The organism is Streptomyces albipurpureus (assembly GCF_023701525.1).
Classification (GTDB): domain Bacteria; phylum Actinomycetota; class Actinomycetes; order Streptomycetales; family Streptomycetaceae; genus Streptomyces; species Streptomyces albipurpureus.
The window spans coordinates 1-21,433 of the sequence record NZ_JAMQAW010000017.1 but is presented as its reverse complement, the minus strand read 5'-3'; the positions used below and the strand labels follow the sequence as shown (position 1 = coordinate 21,433).

The following is a 21,433-nucleotide window of genomic DNA, read 5'->3' as shown; positions in this document are numbered from 1 at the left end:
TGGGTACAGGGTGGACGTGACAAGCATCTGAACTGACTCGGGTGATAGAAAGAAGTCCCGCTCAGATGCAGTGAGAACGCGGGACCCCTGTCCGAAAACGCTCCGTCCCGGAGAACGGTCCACTACCCACTGGGCCACCGGGGCAGCGGGGGAGGCAGCTCGGACCGGGGACCGTACGAAGGGGGATGCGCTGATGTCTCAGCCGCCCAGCCATGAACCGCAGGGAGGCTTCGGAGCTCCCCATGATCCACAGCAGCCGGCTCCTCAGCCGCCCGCTGAACCACCTGCGCCGCCGGCGCAGCCGCCCGCCGTACCGCCGCAGGCTCCGGCCCAGCCACCGGCCGGTGCGCCCGGCTACGGCTATCCGCAGCAGCCACCCGGGCAGCCGGGCGCCTACCAGCAGCCAGGTCCCTACGGCCAGCAGCCCGGTCCTTATCAGCAGCCAGGGCCGTATGAGCAGCAGCCGTCCCAGCCCTACCAGCAGCCGCCGTACCAGCAGCAATCTCAGCCGCCGTACGACCAGCAGCCGCCGTACCAGCAGCAATCTCAGCAGCCGTACGACCAGCCGCCGTACCAGCAGCAACCTCAGCAGCCGTACCAGCAGCCGCCCGGGCAGTACCCCCAGCAGCCGCCCGGGCCCTATGGCGCGGGGGCTCCCGGCCCCTACCCGCAGCAGCCGGGGACCTATCCGCAGGCGCCCGGCGCCTACGGGTATCCGGGGCAGCAGCCGCAGTACCCGGGTGGACCCGTTCCGCCCGCCCCGCCGAGCAATGGCGGTGGTGGCGGCTTCTTCAAGGGCAAGCCGGGCGCGATCATCGGCGCGGCCGTCGCCGCCCTGCTGGTGATCGGTGGCGGCACCTATCTCCTGGTCGGTGGCGATGACGAGGGCAAGAGCAAGAAGAAGAACGTCAGCAAGAGCGAGGACCCCAAGCCCTCCACGTCCGAATCGGTTGACCAGGGCGACGGCACCGGCGGTGAGAAGGGGGACGACGACCTCAACGCCGGGCGCAAGAAGGGCGAGGCCAAGGTCCTCTTTCTGACCACCAATGACGTGGACCTGCCGCGCAACGGCTCGGATGTCTACGGTCCGTGGACATCCGGGGATATCGTGGCCAAGGCCATGTACCGGGAGGTAGCCGGCTATTCGGTCACCAACGGCGGCAAGAAGTGGTCCGTACCGGTCGCCACCAAGGTGTGCTCGGCGCCGACACAGGCGTCCGCCGACGGAAAGATCGTCGTCGGAGTCGAGAACGGCATCACCGACAAGGCCAAGTGTCTCGACCTCCAGATGATCGACCTCAAGACCGGCAAGGTCGGTTGGAAGAAGTCCATTCCCGAAGGGTCCGGCTTCTCCGGGCTCAGCGAGTTCACCCTGTCGATCAGCGGAAACACCCTCACCGCCGCGGGCACGGGCAACTCCTACGGCTTCTCGCTCACCGACGGCAGCCAGCTCTTCAAGGGACCGACGTCCGGTTGCAAGCCGTTCGCCTACGCGGGCGGTCAGAAGCTCCTGTCCGCCTCGGCCTGCCCCACCTCCGACTACAACAAGCCCCAGCAGCAGATCCACGAGGTGGACCCGGCCACCGGCAAGAACCGCTGGACCTTCAAGCTCAAGACCGGCTGGGAGGTCGACAAGGTCTACTCGACCAGCCCGGCGGTCGTCTCCCTGATCCAGCGCGAGCCGAAGCAGTGGGCCATCCTCGCGCTCAACTCGGACGGTACCCAGCGCTCGCAGATCGACGGTGGCAAGGACAAGTTCCGGCCCCGCTGCGGCGGCTCGTTCGTGGTCTTCGGCGAGAACCTGGAGGGCTGCACCGGAGTCGCCGCGGACGCGAGCAGCCTCTATATGTCCACCGAGGGCAAGCGGCTCGGCGGTCCCAACGAGGTCGTCGCCTTCAACCTCGACACCGGCAAGGCCAAGTGGCGTTCCGCTTCGATCGGGGAGCGGGAGATGATCCCGCTGCGGATGGAGGGCGGAAACGTCCTCGTCTACCAGTCGAGCTCCTTCGACAAGGGCGGTGCGGTCGCCACGATCGCCCCGACCGGTGGAGCGCCCAAGGTGCTGCTTCAGCACCCGGAGTCGACCGCTCGGGTCGAGGGAACCATCTGGACCCCGCGGATGGTCTACGCGGACGGTCGGTTCTTCATGGCCAGCAGCCGGGTCTCGGCGTCCAACGACGCCGAGGAGAAGCAGGTCAAGACCATGATGGCGTTCGGTAAGTGAGCGGCTTCCCGCTCGCTGCCGGGGGATCGGTCCACGCCGGTCCCCCGGCCGCTCGCCGGATCGATCCCCGGTCCCCAGCGCTGGCCGAAGCGCTGCGCGCTGCGCCCGCCGCCGGGCAGGCCGCCCCGAGGCCCGCTCTTTCCTTTGGGCACAGCGCTCCGGTGGCCACCCTTCCGCTCGTCCCCTCTCCCTTTGAGGTACGTACGTCATGACGCAGCCGCCTCCCCCGAACCAGCCCCCGCAGGGTGGCGGTTTCGGTGCGCCCCAGGAACCGCCCGCCGGTGGCTTCGGGGCACCGCAAGAGCCCCCGCCCGGTGGCTTCGGAGCCCCGGTCACCCCGCCGCAGGGCCAGCCCGGCTACGGCTACCCGCAGCAGCAGCCGGGGTACGGCTATCCCCAGCAGCCGCAACAACCGCAGCAGCCGCAGCCGGGGTATGGCCAGCAGCCCGGCTACGGCTATCCGACGACACCCGTGCAGCCGCAGTACACGCCACCGGGACCGGGCGGTCCCGATGGCGGCCCCGGTGGCCCCAAGAAGCTCAGCACCCAGATGCGGATCGTCATCGCGGCGGCCGTCGCCGTGGTTCTGATCGTGGGAGCCGGCGTCTACTTCTCCGCCACCGACGACGACGGCGGCAAGAAGAGCAAGGCGAAGGACACCTCGGCCTCCCCGGGCAAGGACCCCTCCACCGAGGGTGGTTCGAAGGGGGCCGGCGACGGCAAGGCGAGCGATGGCCCAGGCAGGGAGAAGGCACCGGCCAACACCAACTCCAAGGTCGCCTTCCAACTGCCGGAACCGGTCCGTACCGACCTCACGGACGTCGGTGGCTCCTGGGTCACGGACAAGGCGTACGTCAAGCCGGGAGTCCTGTCGATCACGGGGTATGACGCGGCCAAGGGAACCCGGCTGTGGACGCTGCCGCTGCCGGGGCAGATCTGCGCCGCATCCCGTCAGCAGCCCACCGACAACAAGGCCGCGATCGTCTTCGAGGCCGCCAAGCGCACCCCGCCGCGCAACTTCCAGCGGTGCACCGAGGTCGGTGTCGTCGACCTGACGACCGGGAAGCTGCTGTGGAGCAAGTCCGTCGTCAGCGCTTCCAAGGGCGATGACAAGGTGTCCTTCTCGGAGGTCACCCAGAGCGGCGACACGGTCGCCGCCGGAGGCCTCGACGGCGGAGCCGCCTTCGACCTCACCAGCGGTGCGGTCCGCTGGAAGCCCACGGTCAACGCCGATCAGTGCAATGACATGGGCTACGGCGGCGGCCCGGCGCTCGTGGCGATCCGCAAGTGCGGTGGCTACGACAACCCGCAGGTCATCGTGCAGTCCATCAACCCGGACAACGGGACTCCCCTGTTCTCGTACAAGCTGCCGGCCGGTGTGGAGTACGCCAGTGTCGTCTCCGCCAAGCCCCTGGTGGTCGCGGCCGATGTCGGCGACACGGCCGGTGCTTCGGGCTTCTCCGATCTCTTCTCGCTGGATGACAAGGGCACCCTGCGGGCCAAGATCTCGGCCACGGGGGACAAGTTCCAGTCCCGTTGCCGTACCACCGAGGTCGAGAACTGCACCAAGATCGCGGTCGGGAACGACCGGGTCTATATGCCGACCGCCGACCACGACGGCACCGGCGAGTACGGCGAGACCAACGAGATCGTCTCCTACGATCTCGCCACCGGGAAGCCCACCAGCGACCGCGCGGACGCAGGCGACCGGTACACGATGTTCCCGCTGCGCATGGACGGCGGAAACCTGATCGCCTACAAGTGGCCCCCCTACGACAAGGGCGGCCAGGTCGTCAGCATCGACGGCGCCACCTTCAAGCAGACCGTGCTGATGGAGAACCCGGGCGACCGATCCGTGCGGGAGTCGGAGACCGCCTTCTCTTCGGACTCCGCGGAGTACCGGTTCGCCAATGGCCGGCTCTATGTCGGTGCCTCGTTGATGAGCAAGTCGTCTTACGGAAAGAAGTATCTGGCGGTCGCCTTCAGTACGGCCGACTGATACGCGCGTGGGGTGAAGCCGGATGGCTTCCGCGGCCCTTCCCTTGGCCCGGCCGATCGGTCAACCGAAAAGCCGGGCCAAGGTCATGCTTTGGTCATGAGAAGGTCATAAGTAGCCCTGTTTAGCGAAGAATTCGGCAGTACGGGGGACTTCTGCCAAGTAAGCGCCGCGCAAAGTCGAACAAGCGTGTAACTTGCCGGGGCAGGGCCGGGGTGGCACGGCAGCAGCGGGGGATAGGAGTTGCTCGATGGGCGTGCGGCTCATGGTGGTTGACGATCACCGACTGCTCGCCGAGGCACTCGCCTCGGCACTGAAGCTGCGGGGGCATCGGGTGCTCGCCGCGGCGGCGCCGGCCGCAGGGGCGGCCGATCTGGTGGTCAGCAGGGCCCCGGAGGTCTGCCTGCTGGGCACGGCGACTCCGGCGGAGCCGGGCGCCTTCGACCCGATCGTCAAGATCAAGCGAGAGCGGCCCCAGGTGGCCGTGGTGGTTCTGGGCCCGGTGCCCTCACCCCGTGGCATCGCGGCGGCCTTCGCAGCCGGTGCGTCCGGCTATGTGCGCCACGACGAGCGCATAGAGGGCGTGGAGCGGGCCATGGTCAAGGCGCGGGCGGGTGAGGCGGTGGTCGCCCCTCAGCTGCTCCAGGGCGCCTTCTCGGAACTGCTCAACCCGGTGGCCCAACCGGATGACGAGGGGCAGCGGCTGCTCCAGCTGCTCACCCCGCGCGAGGTCGAGGTGCTGGTGCGGGTCGCGGAGGGCGAGGACACCCGGTTGATCGCCGCGGGCATGGGCATCGCGCCCAGCACCGCCCGTACCCATGTGCAGCGGGTACTGATGAAGCTGGGCGTCGGCTCTCGGCTGGAGGCCGCCGCTCTGGCGGCTCGAACCGGACTGCTGGACCGCGCGGCGGTGGCATCGCCCGGCGCGTTCCCCTCGGCCGTGCCGCCCTCCGTGCCGCGGCCTTCGCTGCCGATGGAGCGCTGACGCTGGCACCGACGTTCTTAGGCGGCGGTGCCTCGCACCGCCGCCCCTGTGGGTCGCCCGATCGCGTTGGCGCCGGAACATACGACGACCGTGGGGCCCCGCCGTTCACCCGGCGGGGCCCCACGCTGTTGCGAGGTGACCTCGCGGTGCTGCGTGTCCCGCCCGGCGGGCGGCCGGACGGAGCGATACTCCCCCGTGACCAGTGTCTTCCTTGCCAGTCATGTTTGATTATGATTATTTATGTGCGATTCTGTTGGAGTGGGAGGGAGTCTGTGGGTGAAGAAGACCGCGACCCGTCTGGCCGACGGCCGGGAGCTGCTCTACTACGACTGCCGTGATGACACCGTGCGCGACACGGTCGATCGGCGGCCCCTCACGCCGGTGGTCACCGGCGCGGAGATCCGGCGCGACCCCCTGCTCGGCGACTCGGTCGCCATCGCCTCACATCGCCAGGAGCGCACCTATCAGCCGCCCCCGGGCGAATGCCCGCTCTGCCCGTCCCGGGACGGCCGGCTCAGTGAGATTCCCGCCGCTGACTATGACGTGGTGGTGTTCGAGAACCGCTTTCCCTCCCTGGCCGGGGACGCAGGCCGTTGTGAGGTCGTCTGCTTCACCTCCGACCACGACGCGTGTTTCGCCGACCTCGATGAGGAACACACCGGACTCGTCCTGGCGGCCTGGACCGATCGCACCGTCGAACTCGCCGCACTGCCCCAGGTCGAGCAGGTCTTCTGCTTTGAGAACCGGGGCGCGGAGATCGGTGTGACGCTCGGTCATCCGCACGGCCAGATCTACGCTTACCCCTTCGTCACCCCGCGCACCACGCAGATGCTGCGTTCGGCCGATGAGCACCGCCGACACACCGGGCGGAACCTCTTCGACGATGTGGTGGAGCGCGAAGTCTCCTCGGGTGAACGGATGGTGCTCACGGGGGAGGAGTGGGTGGCGTTTGTGCCCTATGCCGCGCACTGGCCGTACGAGGTGCATCTCTATCCGCGCCGGCGTGTTGGTGATCTCCGCGGGCTGGATGGCGCGGCCCGGGCCGAATTCCCTCGGATCTATCTGGAACTACTCCGTAGATTCGACCGATTGTTCGGAATCTCCAGCTCGCCCACGCCCTATATCTCGGCCTGGCACCAAGCGCCGTTCCACGCTTCGGGACGGGCTGACTTCGCACTCCATCTTGAGCTTTTCACCATTCGCAGGACTTCCGGCAAGCTGAAGTACCTGGCCGGCTCGGAGTCCGGTATGAGCGTGTTCATCAATGATGTACGGCCGGAGTCCGCGGCCCGGCGACTGCGAGAGGCAGCAACTGAATGAGCAGGTACCTGGTGACGGGCGGTGCCGGCTACGTCGGCAGTGTGGTGACGCTCCATCTGCTGGCGGCAGGCCATGAGGTGACCGTGCTGGACGATCTCTCCACCGGATTCCGGGCGGCGGTCCCCGAGGGAGCCGACTTCGTCGAGGGCGGTGTGCACCAGGCAGCCGACTGGCTGGACCCCAGCTACGCGGGGGTTCTGCACTTCGCCGCCTTCTCCCAGGTCGGGGAGTCCGTCGCGCACCCGGAGAAGTACTGGGAGAACAACACCGGCGGCACCATGGCCCTGCTCGCGGCGATGCGTGCCGCGGGCGTCCGCACCCTGGTCTTCTCCTCCACGGCGGCGGTCTACGGAGAACCGAGCCGCACCCCCGTCACGGAGACCGATCCGACCGCGCCGACCAGCCCGTACGGAGCCTCCAAGCTGGCCGTCGACCATATGATCTCGGGCGAGGCAACCGCCCATGGGCTGGCCGCGGTGTCCCTGCGGTACTTCAACGTCGCCGGTGCCTACCGCGGCTGCGGCGAGCGCCATCAACCCGAATCGCACCTCATCCCGCTCGTTCTGGAAGTCGCCCTCGGCACCCGGCCCTCAGTCGCCGTGTACGGGGACGACTACCCGACCCCGGACGGCACCTGTGTGCGGGACTACATCCATGTCGCCGATCTCGCCGAAGCCCATCTGCTGGCCCTGGGCGCGGCGAGCGCGGGGGAGCATCTGATCTGCAACCTCGGCAATGGCCTCGGCTTTTCGGTGCGCGAGGTCATCGAGACCGTGCGAAGGATCACCGGGCACCCGGTGCCGGTGGTTCCCGCCTCGCGGCGCCCCGGTGATCCCGCCGAGCTGGTGGCGTCGGCGGCCCTCGCTCGAAAGCGGCTCGGCTGGGCCCCCCGGCGGACCGACCTCGGCGAGATCATCGCGGACGCCTGGGAGTTCGCCCGAAGGCGGACCGGATGAGCGACGGTGTGTGGGCCGCTCCCGGGCGGGTGAATCTCATCGGGGAGCACACCGACTACAACGACGGCCTGGTGATGCCCTTCGCCCTGCCCCAGACCATCGAGGCGACCGCCTCCCGGCGCGGGGACGGTCTACTGCGGCTCTCCTCGGCGAACGCCTGCGGCGGGACGGTCGAGTTCACGGTCGACGCCCTCGCTCCGGGGCGCGGCCCGCACCGTTGGACGGACTACCCCGCGGGTGTGCTGTGGGCCCTGCGGGAGGCGGGTCACCGGCCGCGAGGAGTGGAACTGCGCTTTGAGTCGACCCTGCCGACCGGCGCCGGACTCTCCTCGTCCGCGGCCCTGGAGGTCGTCACCGCGCTGGCCGTCAACGATCTCTACGAACTCGGTCTCAGCCGAACCGAGCTGGCCCTGCTCTGCCGGCGGGCCGAGAACGCCTATGCCGGCGCCCCCACCGGGATCATGGACCAGATGGCGTCCGCGTGCTCGCTCGATGGCCATGCGCTGCTGCTGGACACCCGGGACCTCGCCCTACGGCACATCCCGCTGGACCTCCCCGCCGAGGGGCTGGCCCTGCTGGTCGTCGACACCCGCGTCCAGCACGCGCACAGCGAGGGGGCTTACGGGCAGCGCCGGTCGGCCTGCGAGTCGGCGGCCCGGCTGCTGGGGATCGGCGCGCTGCGGGACATTCCGCCTGAGCGGCTGACGACGGCCTTGGCGCGGCTGCCCGATGCGGAGCTTCGACCACTGGTCCGCCACGTGGTGACCGAGAACGTCCGGGTGGAGCGTGCGGCGGCCCATCTCACCGCGGGGCGGCCCAGGGCCCTGGGCCCGATCCTCACCGAGGGCCATGCCTCGCTACGGGATGACTTTCGGGTCTCCTGTCCGGAATTGGACCTGGTGGTGGAGACCTCCCTGGGCGCGGGGGCGCTGGGGGCACGGATGACGGGGGGTGGATTCGGCGGGTCCGCGATCGTTCTGACGGAGGAACGGCTGGCTTCGGCGGTGAAAGCGGCCGTGGAGTCGGCCTTCGCAAGGGCTTCCTACGATCCGCCGGGGGTGGTGAGCGCCGTGCCGTCGAGCGGCGCGCGCCGGGTGGTCTGACAACCGTGCTCCACAGGAGTCCTTGAGGCCTCCGAATCGGCCGGTTCGATGGCTGGTTTTCGCTTCCCGCTCCGGTTCGCGACCGCATCCGCTCCGGCGGTGGTCCGCAGGCGTCCGGCGGGCCCGGACGGCTTCGATCGCGGCCCGGGAGGGCATTCGGTGCGCGAGCCGGTTCGAGAAAGCGCGGGGTGGGGGAAGTGTGCCCGCTACTGATCGCCATCCCGTCGATCTCTGTCGACTTCCGCCCCAATACCAAACATTCGGCCCACGGTGCACAGTTCAGGCAATCAGTTCTGCAAATGCCCTTCCGCTGGGTCCCCCCGCCCGTAGTCTGATCCTCAGCGCCGGTGGGGGCCGGTGTTGATCAGGGGGCGAGACAGTCGGGTACGACACCCGGGGTGGGGTAGCAGTCAGAGCGCGGCGATAGCCGGGCCCAGTGCTGCAACCATGTCCCGGGTGCGATCCTTGTGTCGATCGTCCTCCGAGTCAGGGGGTGTCTGTGATCCGTATCCGGGTCCTGGTGGTGGATGACCACCGAATCTTCGCCGAGTCGCTCGCAGCCGCCCTTGCGGCCGAGCCCGACGTCGACGTCGCTGCTGCCGGCAGTGGACCTGCCGCGCTGCGATGTCTGGAACGGGCAGCGAGCGAAGGCCGTGGCTTTGACGTCATGCTCGTCGACGCCGATCTCGGCGCCGCGCACGGCGGTTTCGCCCGTGCGCCCGTTGCCCGTGCCGTTTCTGATGAAGGCGACGACAGTCTGGTCGATGGAATCACCCTGGTTGAGGGGGTCCGCTCCGGTCAGCCGTCCGTTCGTACGGTCGTGCTCGCCGAGAAGGACGATCCGCGGCGAGCCGCCCTGGCGCTTCAGGCCGGGGCCTCCGGCTGGGTCGCCAAGGACTGCTCACTCCAGCGGCTGCTGGCGGTGATCCGCGGAGTGCTGCGGGATGAGACGCACTTGCCGCCCGCGCTGCTCACCGGGGTGCTTCGGGAGCTCACGGCAGCGCGCAAGCACCGTACGGAGAGCGAGCGACTCGTGGAGTCGCTCACCCCGCGCGAGCGGGAGGTCCTGCGGTGCATGGTGGCGGGGCTCGGCCGTAAGGCCGTGGCCGAGCGGCTCTTTCTCTCTCCGCACACCGTCCGCACCCATATGCAGAACGTCCTGGGCAAGCTGGGGGTGCACTCCACGCTCGCCGCGGTGGCGCTCGCTCGGCGGGCGGGTGTGGGGCCGGTCGATCTAGCTGGGGATGTTGTCGAACGGGGCGGTCAGTTGGCGTAGCAGCGCTGCCAGCTGTGCCCGCTGGGCTCGGGACAGCTCGCCGAGGATCGCCCGTTCCTGGTCGAGCAGTCCCGCCAACGCCTGGTCCGCGCGGTCCTGGCCCTCAGCGGTGAGACGCACCAGCACTCCGCGTCGGTCGTTGGGGTCGGGCAGCCGCTCGACCAGGCCCTTTTTCGCCAATCGGTCGATGCGGTTGGTCATCGTGCCCGAGGTCACCAGGGTCTGGGTCAGCAGTTGACCGGGGGAGAGCTGATAGGGCGCCCCAGCGCGGCGCAGCGAGGTCAGCACATCGAACTCCCACGGTTCGAGTTGGTGCTCGGAGAACGCGAGCCGCCGTGCGCGGTCGAGGTGACGGGCGAGCCTGGAGACCCGGCTCAGCACCTCCAGCGGTTCCACGTCGAGGTCAGGGCGCTCCCGGCGCCATGCTGCGACCAGTCGATCGACCTCGTCCTCCATGACGATCAGTGTAGAGGGTCCCTCGACGTGAAGTCTCTTGACGTCAAGATATTCCCTGTTGGACGATGGCCTCGATGGCGGGAAAGCCCTTTCCCCCGTCCGTATGCCCCCGCACGCGCCAGCAAGGGAACCGACCATGCCCACCGAACCATCGGCCGCCCCGACACCGGCGACCTGGGACCCACAGCAGTATCTGCGCCACGCCGGACACCGCACCCGGCCCTTTCTCGACCTCCTCGCCCGTATCCGGGAGCTTCCGGGCGAGAACGCCGAGACGGACAAGGCGATACGGATCGCCGATCTGGGATGTGGCGCGGGCAATGTCACCGCCCTGCTCGCCGACCGCTGGCCCACCGCCCGGATCACCGGCTTCGACAACTCCCCCGAGATGCTCGCCACGGCCCGGCGCGAGCACGCGGGACCCACCCCCGGCGGCGGAGCGATCGACTTCCACCTCGGCGACGCCCGGGACTGGACCCCGGCACCCGCTTCCTACGATCTGATCGTCTCCAACGCGCTGCTGCACTGGGTGCCCGACCACGCCGCCGCCTTCCCCCGCTGGATCGACGGCCTCATCCCGGGAGGCACCTTCGCCTTCCAGGCTCCCGGGAACTTCGGCGCCCCCAGCCACACCCTGCTCGCCGAGCTCTGCGCCTCGCCCCGCTGGCACGATCGTCTGGCGGGAGCGCGCGAGCGGGCCGCCGTACTGGAGCCCACCGACTATCTGGCCCACCTCGTCGACCTGCGCTGCACCGCGGACGTCTGGGAGACCACCTACGCCCAACTGCTCCCCGGCGACGACCCCGTACTGGACTGGCTCAAGGGCACCACACTGCGGCCCGCCCTGACCGCGCTGGCCGATGACAGCGCGGCGCTGGAGGAGTTCCTCGACGAGTACCGCGAACTGCTGCGCGCCGCCTACCCGAGGGGATCGCACGGGACCGTCTACCCCTTCCGTCGCCTCTTCGCCATCGCTCACAAGACGCCCTGGCCGGCCGGGAGGAGCCACCCGTGATCGGCGCCTTCGACCATGTGCTCCTGGCCGCACCGCCCAGGTGTGAGGATGCCCTGCGGACGTACTACACCGATGTCCTCGGGATGGTGGAGCTGCCCGGGCCGCCCGCACTGGCGGTCCGTGGCGGCTGCTGGTTCCAGGCCGGTGCCGTCCAGCTCCATCTGGCCATCGAGTCCGGCTTCCGCCCGGCCCGCAAGGCCCACCCCGGGCTTCGCGTAGGAGGCATCGAGGCCTGTGCGGCGCGGCTGGAGAGCCGCGGTGCCACCGTTGTCCGGGACGGCGACCTCCCGGGCCACCGCCGCTTCCACAGCGATGACCCGGTCGGCAATCGACTGGAGTTCCTGGAAGCCGTCGAGGGGTCCGCTGTAGGGGCGCCGTAGCGCCCCCACACCACGCGACACCGCCCCGGTCGCTCACATACGGCGAGCAACCGGGGCAGTGCGTGTCAGGCGTCCGTCAGTTCTTGCGATGCCCTATCAGCCGGGGCTTCTGCTCCAGACCGTCGAGACCGTGCCACGCCAGATTGACCAGATGCGCCGCGACCTCGGCCTTCTTCGGACGGCGGGCGTCCAACCACCACTGGCCGGTCAGCGCCACCATCCCCACCAGCGCCTGCGCGTACAGCGGGGCCAGCTTGGGATCGAAGCCGCGGTTCTTGAACTCCATTCCGAGGATGTCCTCGACCTGGGTCGCGATATCGCTGATCAGCGAGGCGAAGGTGCCCGTCGACTGGGCCACCGGTGAGTCCCGGACCAGAATCCGGAAGCCGTCCGTATAGCGCTCGATGTAGTCAAGGAGGGCGAACGCGGCCTGTTCCAGCAGCTCGCGCGGATGGCCGGCCGTCAGCGCGCCCGTCACCCCCTCCAGCAACTGGCGCATCTCACGGTCCACCACCACCGCGTACAGCCCCTCCTTGCCGCCGAAGTGCTCGTACACCACCGGCTTGGAGACGCCCGCCTTCGCGGCGATCTCCTCCACCGAAGTGCCTTCGAAGCCCTTGTCGGCGAACAGGGTGCGCCCGATGTCCAGCAGCTGCTCACGCCGCTCGGCGCCGGTCATCCGTACCCGGCGCACCCGTCGCCCAGCGCGAGCCTTGTCCGTACCACTACTGCTGCTGCCGTCGGTCGCCACGTCCTCCATCATGCCGTGTCAGTGCTCTGAACGGGATCGCTGTTGCGTCGGGCATCGATGCGGGACGCACTGGGCCAGCGAACGGCATAGGCCCAACCGAACTTCTCGAACCAGCGGATCAGCCGGGCGCTGGAGTCCACCTGGCCCTTCAGCACACCGTGCCGAGCGCTCGTGGGGTCCGCATGGTGCAGGTTGTGCCAGGACTCACCGCACGACAGCACCGCGAGCCACCACACATTGCCCGATCGGTCCCGCGACTTGAACGGGCGCTTGCCGACCGCGTGGCAGATCGAGTTGATCGACCAGGTCACATGGTGGAGCAGCGCCACCCGAACCAAGGAGCCCCAGAAGAACGCCGTGAACGCGCCCCACCAGGACATCGTCACCAGACCGCCCACGATCGGCGGAATCGCCAGCGAGAGGATGGTCCACCAGATGAAGTCCCGCGAGATACGACGGATCGCCGGGTCCTTGATCAGGTCCGGCGCGTACTTGTGCTGAGGGGTCTGTTCCTCGTCGAACATCCAGCCAATGTGCGCCCACCACAGGCCCTTGAGGAGGGCCGGAACCGTTTCCCCGAAGCGCCAGGGGGAGTGCGGGTCACCCTCGGCGTCCGAGAACTTGTGGTGCTTGCGGTGGTCGGCCACCCAGCGCACCAGCGGGCCCTCGACCGCCATGGACCCCGCGATGGCGAGCGCGATCCGCAGCGGGCGCTTCGCCTTGAAGGAGCCATGGGTGAAATACCGGTGGAACCCGATCGTGATGCCGTGGCAGCCGAGGAAGTACATCCCCGTCATCAGGCCCAGATCCAGCAGGCTCACTCCCCAGCCCCAGGCCAGCGGCACCGCTGCGAGCAGGGCGAGGAAAGGCACCGTAATGAACAGCACCAAGGTGATCTGCTCGATAGAGCGCTTGCTGTCGCCACCGAGGGTGGCGGACGGAAGGCCCTCGACGTCCTGTTTTTTGGCGTCACCGAGCAGATCGGGGCTTGTCGACATGAAGGTCCCCTGGGGGGTGAGAGAGGTGGAGACGGGGGTCGTGGCTACGGGTCCGTAACCTACGGCAACGTAAGTATGTCAGTGCGTAGCTCCGCGGCAAGAGCCCCTGTGGATAACGTCGGAGGGTGGACACCTATCCTGGGTCTCGTCGGACAGCGCGGTCCGCAGCCTCCAGTACCCCTCCAGACGTGCTTAAACACTGCAAGGAGCCGCACCTGTGAGCAGTGCCGACCAGACACCAACGGCCAGTGCCGAACTCCGTGCCGATATCCGCCGACTGGGCGACCTCCTCGGCGAGACCATCGTCCGCCAAGAGGGTCGTGAGCTTCTCGACCTCGTCGAGCAAGTGCGCGCCCTGACCCGAAGCGACGGCGAGGCGGCGGCGCAGCTGCTGGGCGAGACCGATCTAGAGACCGCGGCCAAGCTGGTGCGCGCGTTCTCCACGTACTTCCACCTGGCCAACGTCACCGAGCAGGTGCACCGAGGCCATGAGATGCGCGAGCGGCGCGCCGCCGAGGGCGGGCTGCTGGCCCGTACCGCGGACCGGCTCAAGGACGCCGACCCCGACCATCTCCGCGAGGCGGTCAAGAACCTCAATGTGCGGCCAGTCTTCACCGCACACCCCACCGAGGCCGCGCGCCGCTCGGTGCTCAACAAGCTGCGCCGCATCGCCGAGCTGCTGGAGAGCCGGGCCGGCTCGACCGACCGGCGCCGCTCCGATCTGCGTCTCGCCGAGAACATCGACCTCATCTGGCAGACCGATGAGCTGCGGGTGGTGCGGCCCGAGCCCGCCGACGAGGCCCGCAACGCCATCTACTACCTCGACGAACTGCACGCCAACGCCGTCGGTGACGTCCTTGAGGACCTCGCCGCCGAACTGGAGCGCATCGGCGTCGAGCTGCCCGCCGACACCCGTCCGCTGACCTTCGGCACCTGGATCGGCGGCGACCGCGACGGCAACCCCAACGTCACCCCGGCCGTCACCCGCGAGGTGCTGATCCTCCAGCACGAACACGGCATCACCGACGCCCTGGAACTGATCGACTCCCTGCGCGGACTGCTCTCCAACTCCATCCGCTACACCGGCGCCACCGAGGAACTGCTCACCTCGCTCCAGAGCGATCTGGAGCGGCTGCCCGAGATCAGCCCCCGCTACAAGCGCCTCAACGCCGAGGAGCCGTACCGCCTCAAGGCCACCTGCATCCAGCAGAAGCTGGTCAACACCCGTGAGCGCCTGGCCAAGGGCATCCCGCACGAGCCCGGCCGTGACTACCTGGGCACCGCCGAGCTCATCGGCGACCTCAAGCTGATCCAGACCTCCCTGCGCGAACACCGCGGCGGACTGTTCGCCGAAGGCCATCTGGACCGTACGATCCGTACGCTCTCGGCCTTCGGGCTCCAGCTCGCCACCATGGACGTGCGGGAACACGCGGACGCCCACCACCACGCGCTGGGACAGCTCTTCGACCGACTCGGCGAGGAGTCCTGGCGGTACGCGGACATGCCCCGCGAGTACCGCGAGAAGCTGCTGGCCAAGGAGCTGCGCTCGCGCCGACCGCTGGCGCCGTCGCCCGCACCGCTGGACGCGGCGGGGGAGAAGACCCTCGGGGTCTTCCTCACCGTCAAGGAGGCCTTCGAGCGGTTCGGACCCGAGGTCATCGAGTCCTACATCATCTCGATGTGCCAGGGCGCGGACGATGTCTTCGCGGCGGCCGTACTCGCCCGTGAGGCCGGACTGATCGATCTGCACGGCGGCTGGGCGAAGATCGGCATCGTGCCGCTCCTTGAGACCACGGACGAGCTGCGGGCGGCCGATGTCATCCTCGACGGGATGCTCGCCGACCCCTCGTACCGGCGGCTGGTCTCGCTGCGCGGCGATGTGCAGGAGGTCATGCTCGGATACTCCGACTCGTCGAAGTTCGGCGGCATCACCACCTCGCAGTGGGAGATCCACCGGGCGCAGCGACGACTGCGCGACGTCGCGCACCGCCATGGGGTGCGGCTGCGGCTCTTCCACGGCCGCGGTGGCACCGTCGGCCGCGGTGGCGGCCCCTCGCACGAGGCGATCCTCTCCCAGCCGTGGGGCACGCTGGAGGGCGAGATCAAGGTGACCGAGCAGGGTGAGGTCATCTCCGACAAGTATCTGATCCCATCGCTGGCCAGGGAGAACCTGGAACTGACGGTGGCCGCCACGCTCCAGGCATCCGCACTGCACACCGCACCGCGCCAGTCCGATGAGGCACTGGCGCGCTGGGACGCGGCGATGGACACCGTCTCGGAGGCCGCGCACACCGCCTACCGGCGCCTGGTGGACGACCCGGATCTGCCCGCGTACTTCTTCGCCGCCACCCCCGTGGACCAGCTCGCGGATCTGCATCTGGGCTCCCGGCCGTCCCGTCGGCCCGACTCGGGCGCCGGCCTCGACGGGCTGCGGGCGATTCCCTGGGTCTTCGGCTGGACCCAGTCCCGGCAGATCGTGCCGGGCTGGTTCGGCGTCGGATCGGGCCTCAAGGCGGTACGGGAGGCCGGGCTCGACACGGTCCTGTCCGAGATGCACGAGCGCTGGCACTTCTTCCGCAACTTCATCTCCAATGTGGAGATGACGCTCACCAAGACCGATCTGCGGATCGCCCGGCACTATGTGGACACCCTGGTGCCGGATGAGCTGAAGCATGTCTTCGACACCATCGTGGCGGAGCATGAGTTGACCCTCAGCGAGGTGCTGAAGGTGACGGGCGGGGAGCGCCTGCTCGACTCCAACCCGGTGCTCCAGCAGACGTTCGCGATCCGGGACGCCTATCTGGACCCGATCTCCTACCTCCAGGTCTCGCTGCTGGCCCGCCAGCGGGGTGCCGTGGAGCGGGGCGAGGAGCCGGACCCGCTGCTGGCTCGTGCGCTCCTGCTGACGGTGAACGGAGTCGCGGCGGGGCTGCGGAACACCGGCTGACGCTTTCGGCGGTAACGCCGCTGCCCGGTGCGCTGTCGGCGCACCGGGCAGCGGTGTCCGCGGGTCGGGTGTCGCGGGCTGGTTCGATCGGTACTCGCGGGCTGGCCTGCCGCTTCCGCATCGGGCGTCAGCCGGGGCTCACATCGTGAAGAAGGTACCGGCCAGCACCGCACTGCCGACGGCCGCGGCGGCCCAGGCGCACCGGGTCAGGCCAAGGCCCCCGCCGATGACCAGGGCGGCGAGCACCAGCGCTCCGCCGAGCGGCAGCCAGGCGTGGAAGAGGCCGCCCGTCCCGGCGCGTACCACCTCGGCCGTACCGGGCTTCACCACCACCGACAGGGTCTTGCCCTTCTCCACGGCGACGGACTTCTCGATCGTCATGCCCGTACGAGGCGTCGCGGTGCCATCGGGGTCGTACGGTCCGGTGCACATCTCCTCGCCGCAGCCGGCGATGGTGATCGTGCCGTGCTCCCGCCCCTTGGAGAGGATGACGTGCTGTGCCGTCCCCCAGGACGACCAGACTCCAGCCACCAGCAGCACGAGCGCGACCAGGGCCATCAGGAGATGACGGCCATGGGTCAGCGCGCGGCGCGAGGAACTCCGCTTCATGGGGCGCGATCCTTGGCCATATGACCGCGCTCGGTCAACCTTTGGCCTGAACTGGTGGGTGACTTTTCAGGAGTTGTACGTACTCTGCGCCCGCTCCAGGCCCTCGGTGACCAAAGACTCCACCGAGTCCGCCGCGCGGTCCGCGAAGTAGTCCAACTCCTTGCGCTCGGCGGTGGAGAAGTCCTTCAACACGAAGTCGGCGACCTGCATCCGGCCGGGCGGCCGACCGATCCCGAACCGTACGCGGTGGTAGTCGGGGCCCATGGCCTTGGTCATGGACTTCAGACCGTTGTGGCCGTTGTCCCCGCCACCGAGCTTGAGTCGCAAGGTGCCGTAGTCGATGTCCAACTCATCGTGGATGGCGATGATCTGCTCGGTCGGCACCTTGTAGAAGTCGCGCAGCACGGTGACCGGGCCCCCGGAGAGGTTCATGTACGACAGGGGCTTCGCGAGCACGACGCGGCGTCCCGTGGGTCCGGGCGGGCCGATACGGCCTTCGATCACCTGAGCCTGGGCCTTCTGGGCGCGCTTGAAGTTCCCTCCGATGCGGTCCGCGAGGAGGTCGGCGACCATGAAGCCGATGTTGTGCCGGTTGGCCGCGTAGCCGGGGCCGGGGTTGCCGAGACCCACGATCAGCCAGGGTGCGTCCGTCGTCATCTGTCTGTCTCCATCTGGACAACCAGCCGCCGCCCGAGCCAAGAGGCCCGGGCGGCGGCTGAAGAAAGAGCGGCGCAGGATCACGCCTGGGCGGAGTCGCCCTCTGCGGAGTCGGACTCGGCGGCGGGCTCCTCGGCCTGCGCGGACAGGATCTGGAGGACGACGGTGTCGCCGTCGACGGCCAGCGTGCTGCCCTTGGGCAGGGTGATGTCCTTGGCGAGGATGGAGGCACCGGCCTCAAGGCCCTCGACCGAGACGGTGACCGACTCGGGGATGTGGGTGGCCTCGGCCTCGACCGGCAGCGTGTTGAGCACGTGCTCCAGCAGGAAGTTGCCGGGGGCCAGCTCACCGGTGGCGTTGACGGGGATCTCGACGGTGACCTTCTCGCCGCGCTGGACGAGCTGGAGGTCGACGTGCTCCAGGAAGCCCTTCAGCGGGTCGCGCTGGATGGCCTTCGGGATGGCCAGCTCAGTGCGGCCCTCGATGTCCAGGGCGAGCAGAACGTTCGGGGTGCGCAGGGCGAGCAGCAGCTCGTGGCCCGGCAGCGAGATGTGGACCGGGTTGGAACCGCGACCGTAGAGAACGCCGGGCACCTTGCTGGCGCGGCGGGTACGGCGGGCGGCGCCCTTGCCGAACTCGGTGCGGATCTCAGCGGCGAGCTTTACCTCAGACATATGCACTCCTCGTAGGTGAGAGAACTGGCGGTCACCCGGCCACGACTGGCCTGCTACGAAGAGCGCGTCGATAACGGACCGCCGCATCAAGGATGCGGCCTCCCTCGCCGAGCAACTTCGACAGTCTACGCAAAGCCGCCCCCTGCACCCAATCGATCACCCGGCATCGATCCGCTGGCGGCTGTTGGGCGCGTGAATCCCGGCGGGTCGGGGGTCTTCGGCGGGCCGGGGCCGGTGAGCTTCCTCGGTGCTGGTCGTGGGGTCGGGCAGGACGACGGGCCGGGTCTCCTGAGGGCGCTGGAACCCGCCGGTGGCCACGGGGTCGGGCTGGTGGGTGCAGGGTTGGGGAAGTGGCCGTGAGCTCGGGCGCGTGGTCGTGGGGGGCGGGCATGGCGAAGGGCCCGTACCCCTGGCGAGTGGTGGAAACCGCCGGTGGGGTACGGGCCCTTCGCCGTATCGACTAGGCCTGCTCGTCGAAGAGGCTGGTCACCGAGCCGTCCTCGAAGACCTCACGCACCGCGCGAGCGATGGTCGGGGCCATGGAGAGGACGGTGATCTTGTCCAGCTCCAGATCCAGCGGGTCGGGCAGGGTGTTGGTGAAGACGAACTCGCTGACCTTGGAGTTCTTCAGCCGGTCCGCGGCCGGGCCGGAGAGCACACCGTGGGTCGCCGTCACGATCACGTCCTCCGCGCCATTGGCGAAGAGGGCGTCGGCGGCGGCGCAGATCGTGCCACCGGTGTCGATCATGTCGTCGACCAGGATGCAGACCCGGCCCTTGACGTTGCCGACGACCTCGTGGACGGTCACCTGGTTGGCGACATCCTTGTCACGGCGCTTGTGGACGATCGCCAGCGGTGCGCCGAGACGGTCACACCAGCGGTCGGCGACCCGGACCCGGCCGGCGTCCGGGGAGACGACGGTGAGCTTGGTCGGGTCCACCTTGGCGGCCACGTAGTCCGCGAGGAGCGGCAGCGCGAAGAGGTGGTCGACCGGGCCGTCGAAGAAGCCCTGGATCTGGTCGGTGTGGAGGTCCACGGTGAGAATGCGGTCAGCGCCGGCCGTCTTCATCAGATCGGCGACCAGACGGGCGGAGATGGGCTCGCGGCCACGGTGCTTCTTGTCCTGCCGGGCGTACCCGTAGAACGGCACGATCACGGTGATGCTCCGGGCAGAGGCCCGCTTGAGCGCATCGATCATGATCAGCTGTTCCATGATCCACTTGTTGATGGGGGCCGTGTGGCTCTGCATCAAAAAGCAGTCGGCCCCACGGGCCGACTCCTGGAAGCGAACGTAGATCTCACCGTTCGCGAAATCGAAGGCCTTGGTCGGCACCAGGCTGACACCCAGTTGATGTGCGACTTCCTCGGCCAGCTCGGGGTGGGCGCGGCCGGAGAAGAGCATCAGTTTCTTCTCGCCGGTCGTCTTGATCCCGGTCACAGCACTGTCTCCTCAGAGGGTGTTCTCTGGCCGCGGTGATTTCGCCAGTCGCGAGCCAGCCGAATTTGTGTGCACGTATCACGGTACGCCGAGTTCGGCGCAGCTGTTTCCGGTCAGTTCTCGTCAGTGGCTCGATCTGAGGCCGCCGCGGCGGCCTGCGCAGCCGCACTGCCAGGGCGCTTGCGGGCCACCCAACCCTCGATATTCCGCTGCTGGCCGCGGGCGACGGCCAGCGAACCGGCCGGTACGTCCTTGGTGATGACCGAGCCGGCGGCGGTGTAGGCGCCATCCCCGACAGTGACGGGAGCCACAAACATGTTGTCTGACCCCGTCTTGCAGTGTGAGCCGATAGTGGTGTGGTGTTTGGCCTCGCCGTCGTAGTTAACGAAAACGCTTGCGGCGCCGATGTTGGTGAAATCACCGATGGTCGCATCGCCCACGTAGGAGAGATGGGGGACTTTGGTGCCCTCGCCGATGACGGCACTCTTCATTTCCACGTAAGTGCCGGCCTTGGAATTCACACCCAGCCGAGTCCCCGGGCGCAGATAGGCGAACGGGCCCACCGTGGCGCCGTCGCCCACGTCCGCCGAGTCGGCGACGGTGTTGTCCACCCGGGCGCGGCTGCCGACCCTGGTGTCCTTGAGCCGGGTGTTGGGGCCGACCTCGGAGCCTTCGCCGAGGTGGGTGGCGCCCAGCAACTGCGTCCCGGGGTGCACGATGGCGTCTGGCTCGAAAGTGACGCTGACATCCAGCAGTACGGAAGCCGGGTCCATCATCGTGACCCCGGCCAGCATCGCCTGCTCCAACAGCCGCTCGTTGAGCAGCCTGCGGGCCTCGGAGAGCTGGACCCGGTTGTTGATGCCGAGGATCTCGCGGTGATCCGTGGCCACCGAGGCACCGACCCGGTGCCCATCGGCGCGCAGGATGCCGAGCACATCGGTGAGGTACTCCTCGCCCTGGCTGTTGTCCGTGCGCACCTTGCCGAGGGCATCCGTGAGGAGCTGCCCGTCGAAGGCGAAGACCCCGGAATTGATCTCCAGGATCGCCCGCTGTGCCGCGGTGGCGTCCTTGTGTTCGACGATCGTGGTGACCGCGCCACTCGCGGCGTCGCGCACGATACGGCCGTAGCCGGTCGAGTCCGGGACCTCGGCGGTGAGGACCGTCACGGCGTTTCCGTCGGCCTGGTGGGTGGCGGTCAGGGCCGTGAGCGTCGCTCCGGAGAGCAGGGGGGTGTCGCCGCAGACGACCACGACGGTGCCGGTCAGCTCCGGACCCAACTCTTCGAGGGCCATCCGGACGGCGTGTCCGGTGCCGTTCTGTTCGGCCTGGAACGCGGTACGAGTACCGGCGTACCGCTCGGTGAGATGCCCGGTGACCTGCTCGCTCGCATGGCCGACGACCACAACGAGGTGCTCGGGCGCCAGCTCGCGGGCGGCACAGACAACATGGCCGACGAGTGATCGCCCGCAGATTTCGTGCAGGACCTTGGGTGTCTTCGACTTCATGCGGGTGCCTTCACCCGCTGCGAGGACGACGACGGCTGCCGGGCGGTTGACGCTCACGGAAATGCCCTTCGGCTTCGGGTGGTGGACATCCGCAGGATACCGGGGGGTTTCGGTAAGAAAATAAGCGGCGGGTCCTGGCCTCA

General features: G+C 68.7%; 18 protein-coding genes. 10 read left to right on the top strand and 8 right to left on the bottom strand.

All coding sequences use genetic code 11. The features are described from left to right. Positions 1 to 193: 193 nt before the first annotated feature. The 7 genes from NBG84_RS17035 (at position 194) to NBG84_RS17005 (ending at position 9,860) form a co-directional block, all read left to right on the top strand. Complete coding sequence (locus tag NBG84_RS17035) at positions 194 to 2,224, top strand: outer membrane protein assembly factor BamB family protein (RefSeq protein WP_250920321.1); 2,031 nt, start codon at positions 194 to 196, stop codon at positions 2,222 to 2,224. A 208-nt stretch (positions 2,225 to 2,432) separates the two neighbouring features. Continuing rightward, complete coding sequence (locus NBG84_RS17030) at positions 2,433 to 4,223, top strand: outer membrane protein assembly factor BamB family protein (RefSeq protein WP_250920320.1); 1,791 nt, start codon at positions 2,433 to 2,435, stop codon at positions 4,221 to 4,223. A 247-nt stretch (positions 4,224 to 4,470) separates the two neighbouring features. Beyond that, positions 4,471 to 5,205, top strand: a complete 735-nt coding sequence (locus NBG84_RS17025) for a helix-turn-helix transcriptional regulator (RefSeq protein WP_250920319.1) — start codon at positions 4,471 to 4,473, stop codon at positions 5,203 to 5,205. A 276-nt stretch (positions 5,206 to 5,481) separates the two neighbouring features. Next, positions 5,482 to 6,525, top strand: a complete 1,044-nt coding sequence (gene galT / locus NBG84_RS17020; protein WP_250920318.1) for a galactose-1-phosphate uridylyltransferase — start codon at positions 5,482 to 5,484, stop codon at positions 6,523 to 6,525. After that, positions 6,522 to 7,481, top strand: coding sequence for a UDP-glucose 4-epimerase GalE (gene galE, locus NBG84_RS17015; protein WP_250920317.1), 960 nt, complete (start codon positions 6,522 to 6,524; stop codon positions 7,479 to 7,481). Before galT ends, galE begins: the two co-directional genes overlap by 4 nt. Further along, positions 7,478 to 8,584 carry a galactokinase gene (gene galK / locus NBG84_RS17010; protein ID WP_250920316.1) on the top strand — a complete coding sequence of 369 codons (1,107 nt, stop codon included), beginning with the start codon at positions 7,478 to 7,480 and terminating at the stop codon, positions 8,582 to 8,584. The genes galE and galK overlap by 4 nt, the downstream gene beginning before the upstream one ends. 499 nt (positions 8,585 to 9,083) lie before the next feature. Next, complete coding sequence (locus tag NBG84_RS17005; protein ID WP_250920315.1) at positions 9,084 to 9,860, top strand: LuxR C-terminal-related transcriptional regulator; 777 nt, start codon at positions 9,084 to 9,086, stop codon at positions 9,858 to 9,860. Here the strand turns inward: NBG84_RS17005 and NBG84_RS17000 are convergent. Further along, complete coding sequence (locus NBG84_RS17000) at positions 9,819 to 10,316, bottom strand: MarR family winged helix-turn-helix transcriptional regulator (RefSeq protein ID WP_250920314.1); 498 nt, start codon at positions 10,314 to 10,316, stop codon at positions 9,819 to 9,821. The genes NBG84_RS17005 and NBG84_RS17000 overlap by 42 nt on opposite strands. A 136-nt stretch (positions 10,317 to 10,452) precedes the next feature. Here NBG84_RS17000 and NBG84_RS16995 point away from each other — a divergent pair, with 136 nt between their 5' ends. Together NBG84_RS16995 and NBG84_RS16990 are read left to right on the top strand one after the other, a co-directional pair. After that, positions 10,453 to 11,331 (top strand): trans-aconitate 2-methyltransferase, encoded by an 879-nt coding sequence (locus NBG84_RS16995; protein ID WP_250920313.1) that lies wholly within the window; start codon positions 10,453 to 10,455, stop codon positions 11,329 to 11,331. Then, positions 11,328 to 11,711 carry a VOC family protein gene (locus NBG84_RS16990; protein ID WP_250920312.1) on the top strand — a complete coding sequence of 128 codons (384 nt, stop codon included), beginning with the start codon at positions 11,328 to 11,330 and terminating at the stop codon, positions 11,709 to 11,711. Before NBG84_RS16995 ends, NBG84_RS16990 begins: the two co-directional genes overlap by 4 nt. A gap of 76 nt (positions 11,712 to 11,787) precedes the next feature. Here the strand turns inward: NBG84_RS16990 and NBG84_RS16985 are convergent, their stop codons facing one another. Both NBG84_RS16985 and NBG84_RS16980 read right to left on the bottom strand, forming a co-directional pair. Next, positions 11,788 to 12,471, bottom strand: a complete 684-nt coding sequence (locus NBG84_RS16985) for a TetR family transcriptional regulator (protein WP_250920376.1) — start codon at positions 12,469 to 12,471, stop codon at positions 11,788 to 11,790. Continuing rightward, entirely contained in the window at positions 12,471 to 13,460 is a 990-nt protein-coding gene (locus NBG84_RS16980; protein ID WP_250920311.1) for an acyl-CoA desaturase, read from the bottom strand. The genes NBG84_RS16985 and NBG84_RS16980 overlap by 1 nt, the downstream gene beginning before the upstream one ends. Positions 13,461 to 13,677: 217 nt before the next feature. Between NBG84_RS16980 and ppc the strand changes: the two genes are divergently transcribed. Beyond that, complete coding sequence (ppc, locus tag NBG84_RS16975) at positions 13,678 to 16,407, top strand: phosphoenolpyruvate carboxylase (RefSeq protein ID WP_250920310.1); 2,730 nt, start codon at positions 13,678 to 13,680, stop codon at positions 16,405 to 16,407. A 138-nt stretch (positions 16,408 to 16,545) separates the two neighbouring features. Here ppc and NBG84_RS16970 read toward each other — a convergent pair whose 3' ends face one another. From NBG84_RS16970 to glmU, 5 genes are all read right to left on the bottom strand, one after another. Further along, positions 16,546 to 17,016 carry a hypothetical protein gene (locus tag NBG84_RS16970; protein WP_250920309.1) on the bottom strand — a complete coding sequence of 157 codons (471 nt, stop codon included), beginning with the start codon at positions 17,014 to 17,016 and terminating at the stop codon, positions 16,546 to 16,548. 66 nt (positions 17,017 to 17,082) lie between these two features. Continuing rightward, positions 17,083 to 17,673, bottom strand: a complete 591-nt coding sequence (gene pth, locus NBG84_RS16965; RefSeq protein WP_250920308.1) for an aminoacyl-tRNA hydrolase — start codon at positions 17,671 to 17,673, stop codon at positions 17,083 to 17,085. Between the two features lie 80 nt (positions 17,674 to 17,753). Beyond that, positions 17,754 to 18,347 carry a 50S ribosomal protein L25/general stress protein Ctc gene (locus NBG84_RS16960; protein WP_250920307.1) on the bottom strand — a complete coding sequence of 198 codons (594 nt, stop codon included), beginning with the start codon at positions 18,345 to 18,347 and terminating at the stop codon, positions 17,754 to 17,756. 460 nt (positions 18,348 to 18,807) lie between these two features. Further along, on the bottom strand, positions 18,808 to 19,785 hold the full coding sequence (locus tag NBG84_RS16955) for a ribose-phosphate diphosphokinase (RefSeq protein ID WP_250920306.1): 978 nt from the start codon (positions 19,783 to 19,785) through the stop codon (positions 18,808 to 18,810). Positions 19,786 to 19,898: 113 nt separating this feature from the next. After that, positions 19,899 to 21,347, bottom strand: a complete 1,449-nt coding sequence (gene glmU / locus NBG84_RS16950; RefSeq protein ID WP_250920305.1) for a bifunctional UDP-N-acetylglucosamine diphosphorylase/glucosamine-1-phosphate N-acetyltransferase GlmU — start codon at positions 21,345 to 21,347, stop codon at positions 19,899 to 19,901. Positions 21,348 to 21,433: the final 86 nt, after the last annotated feature.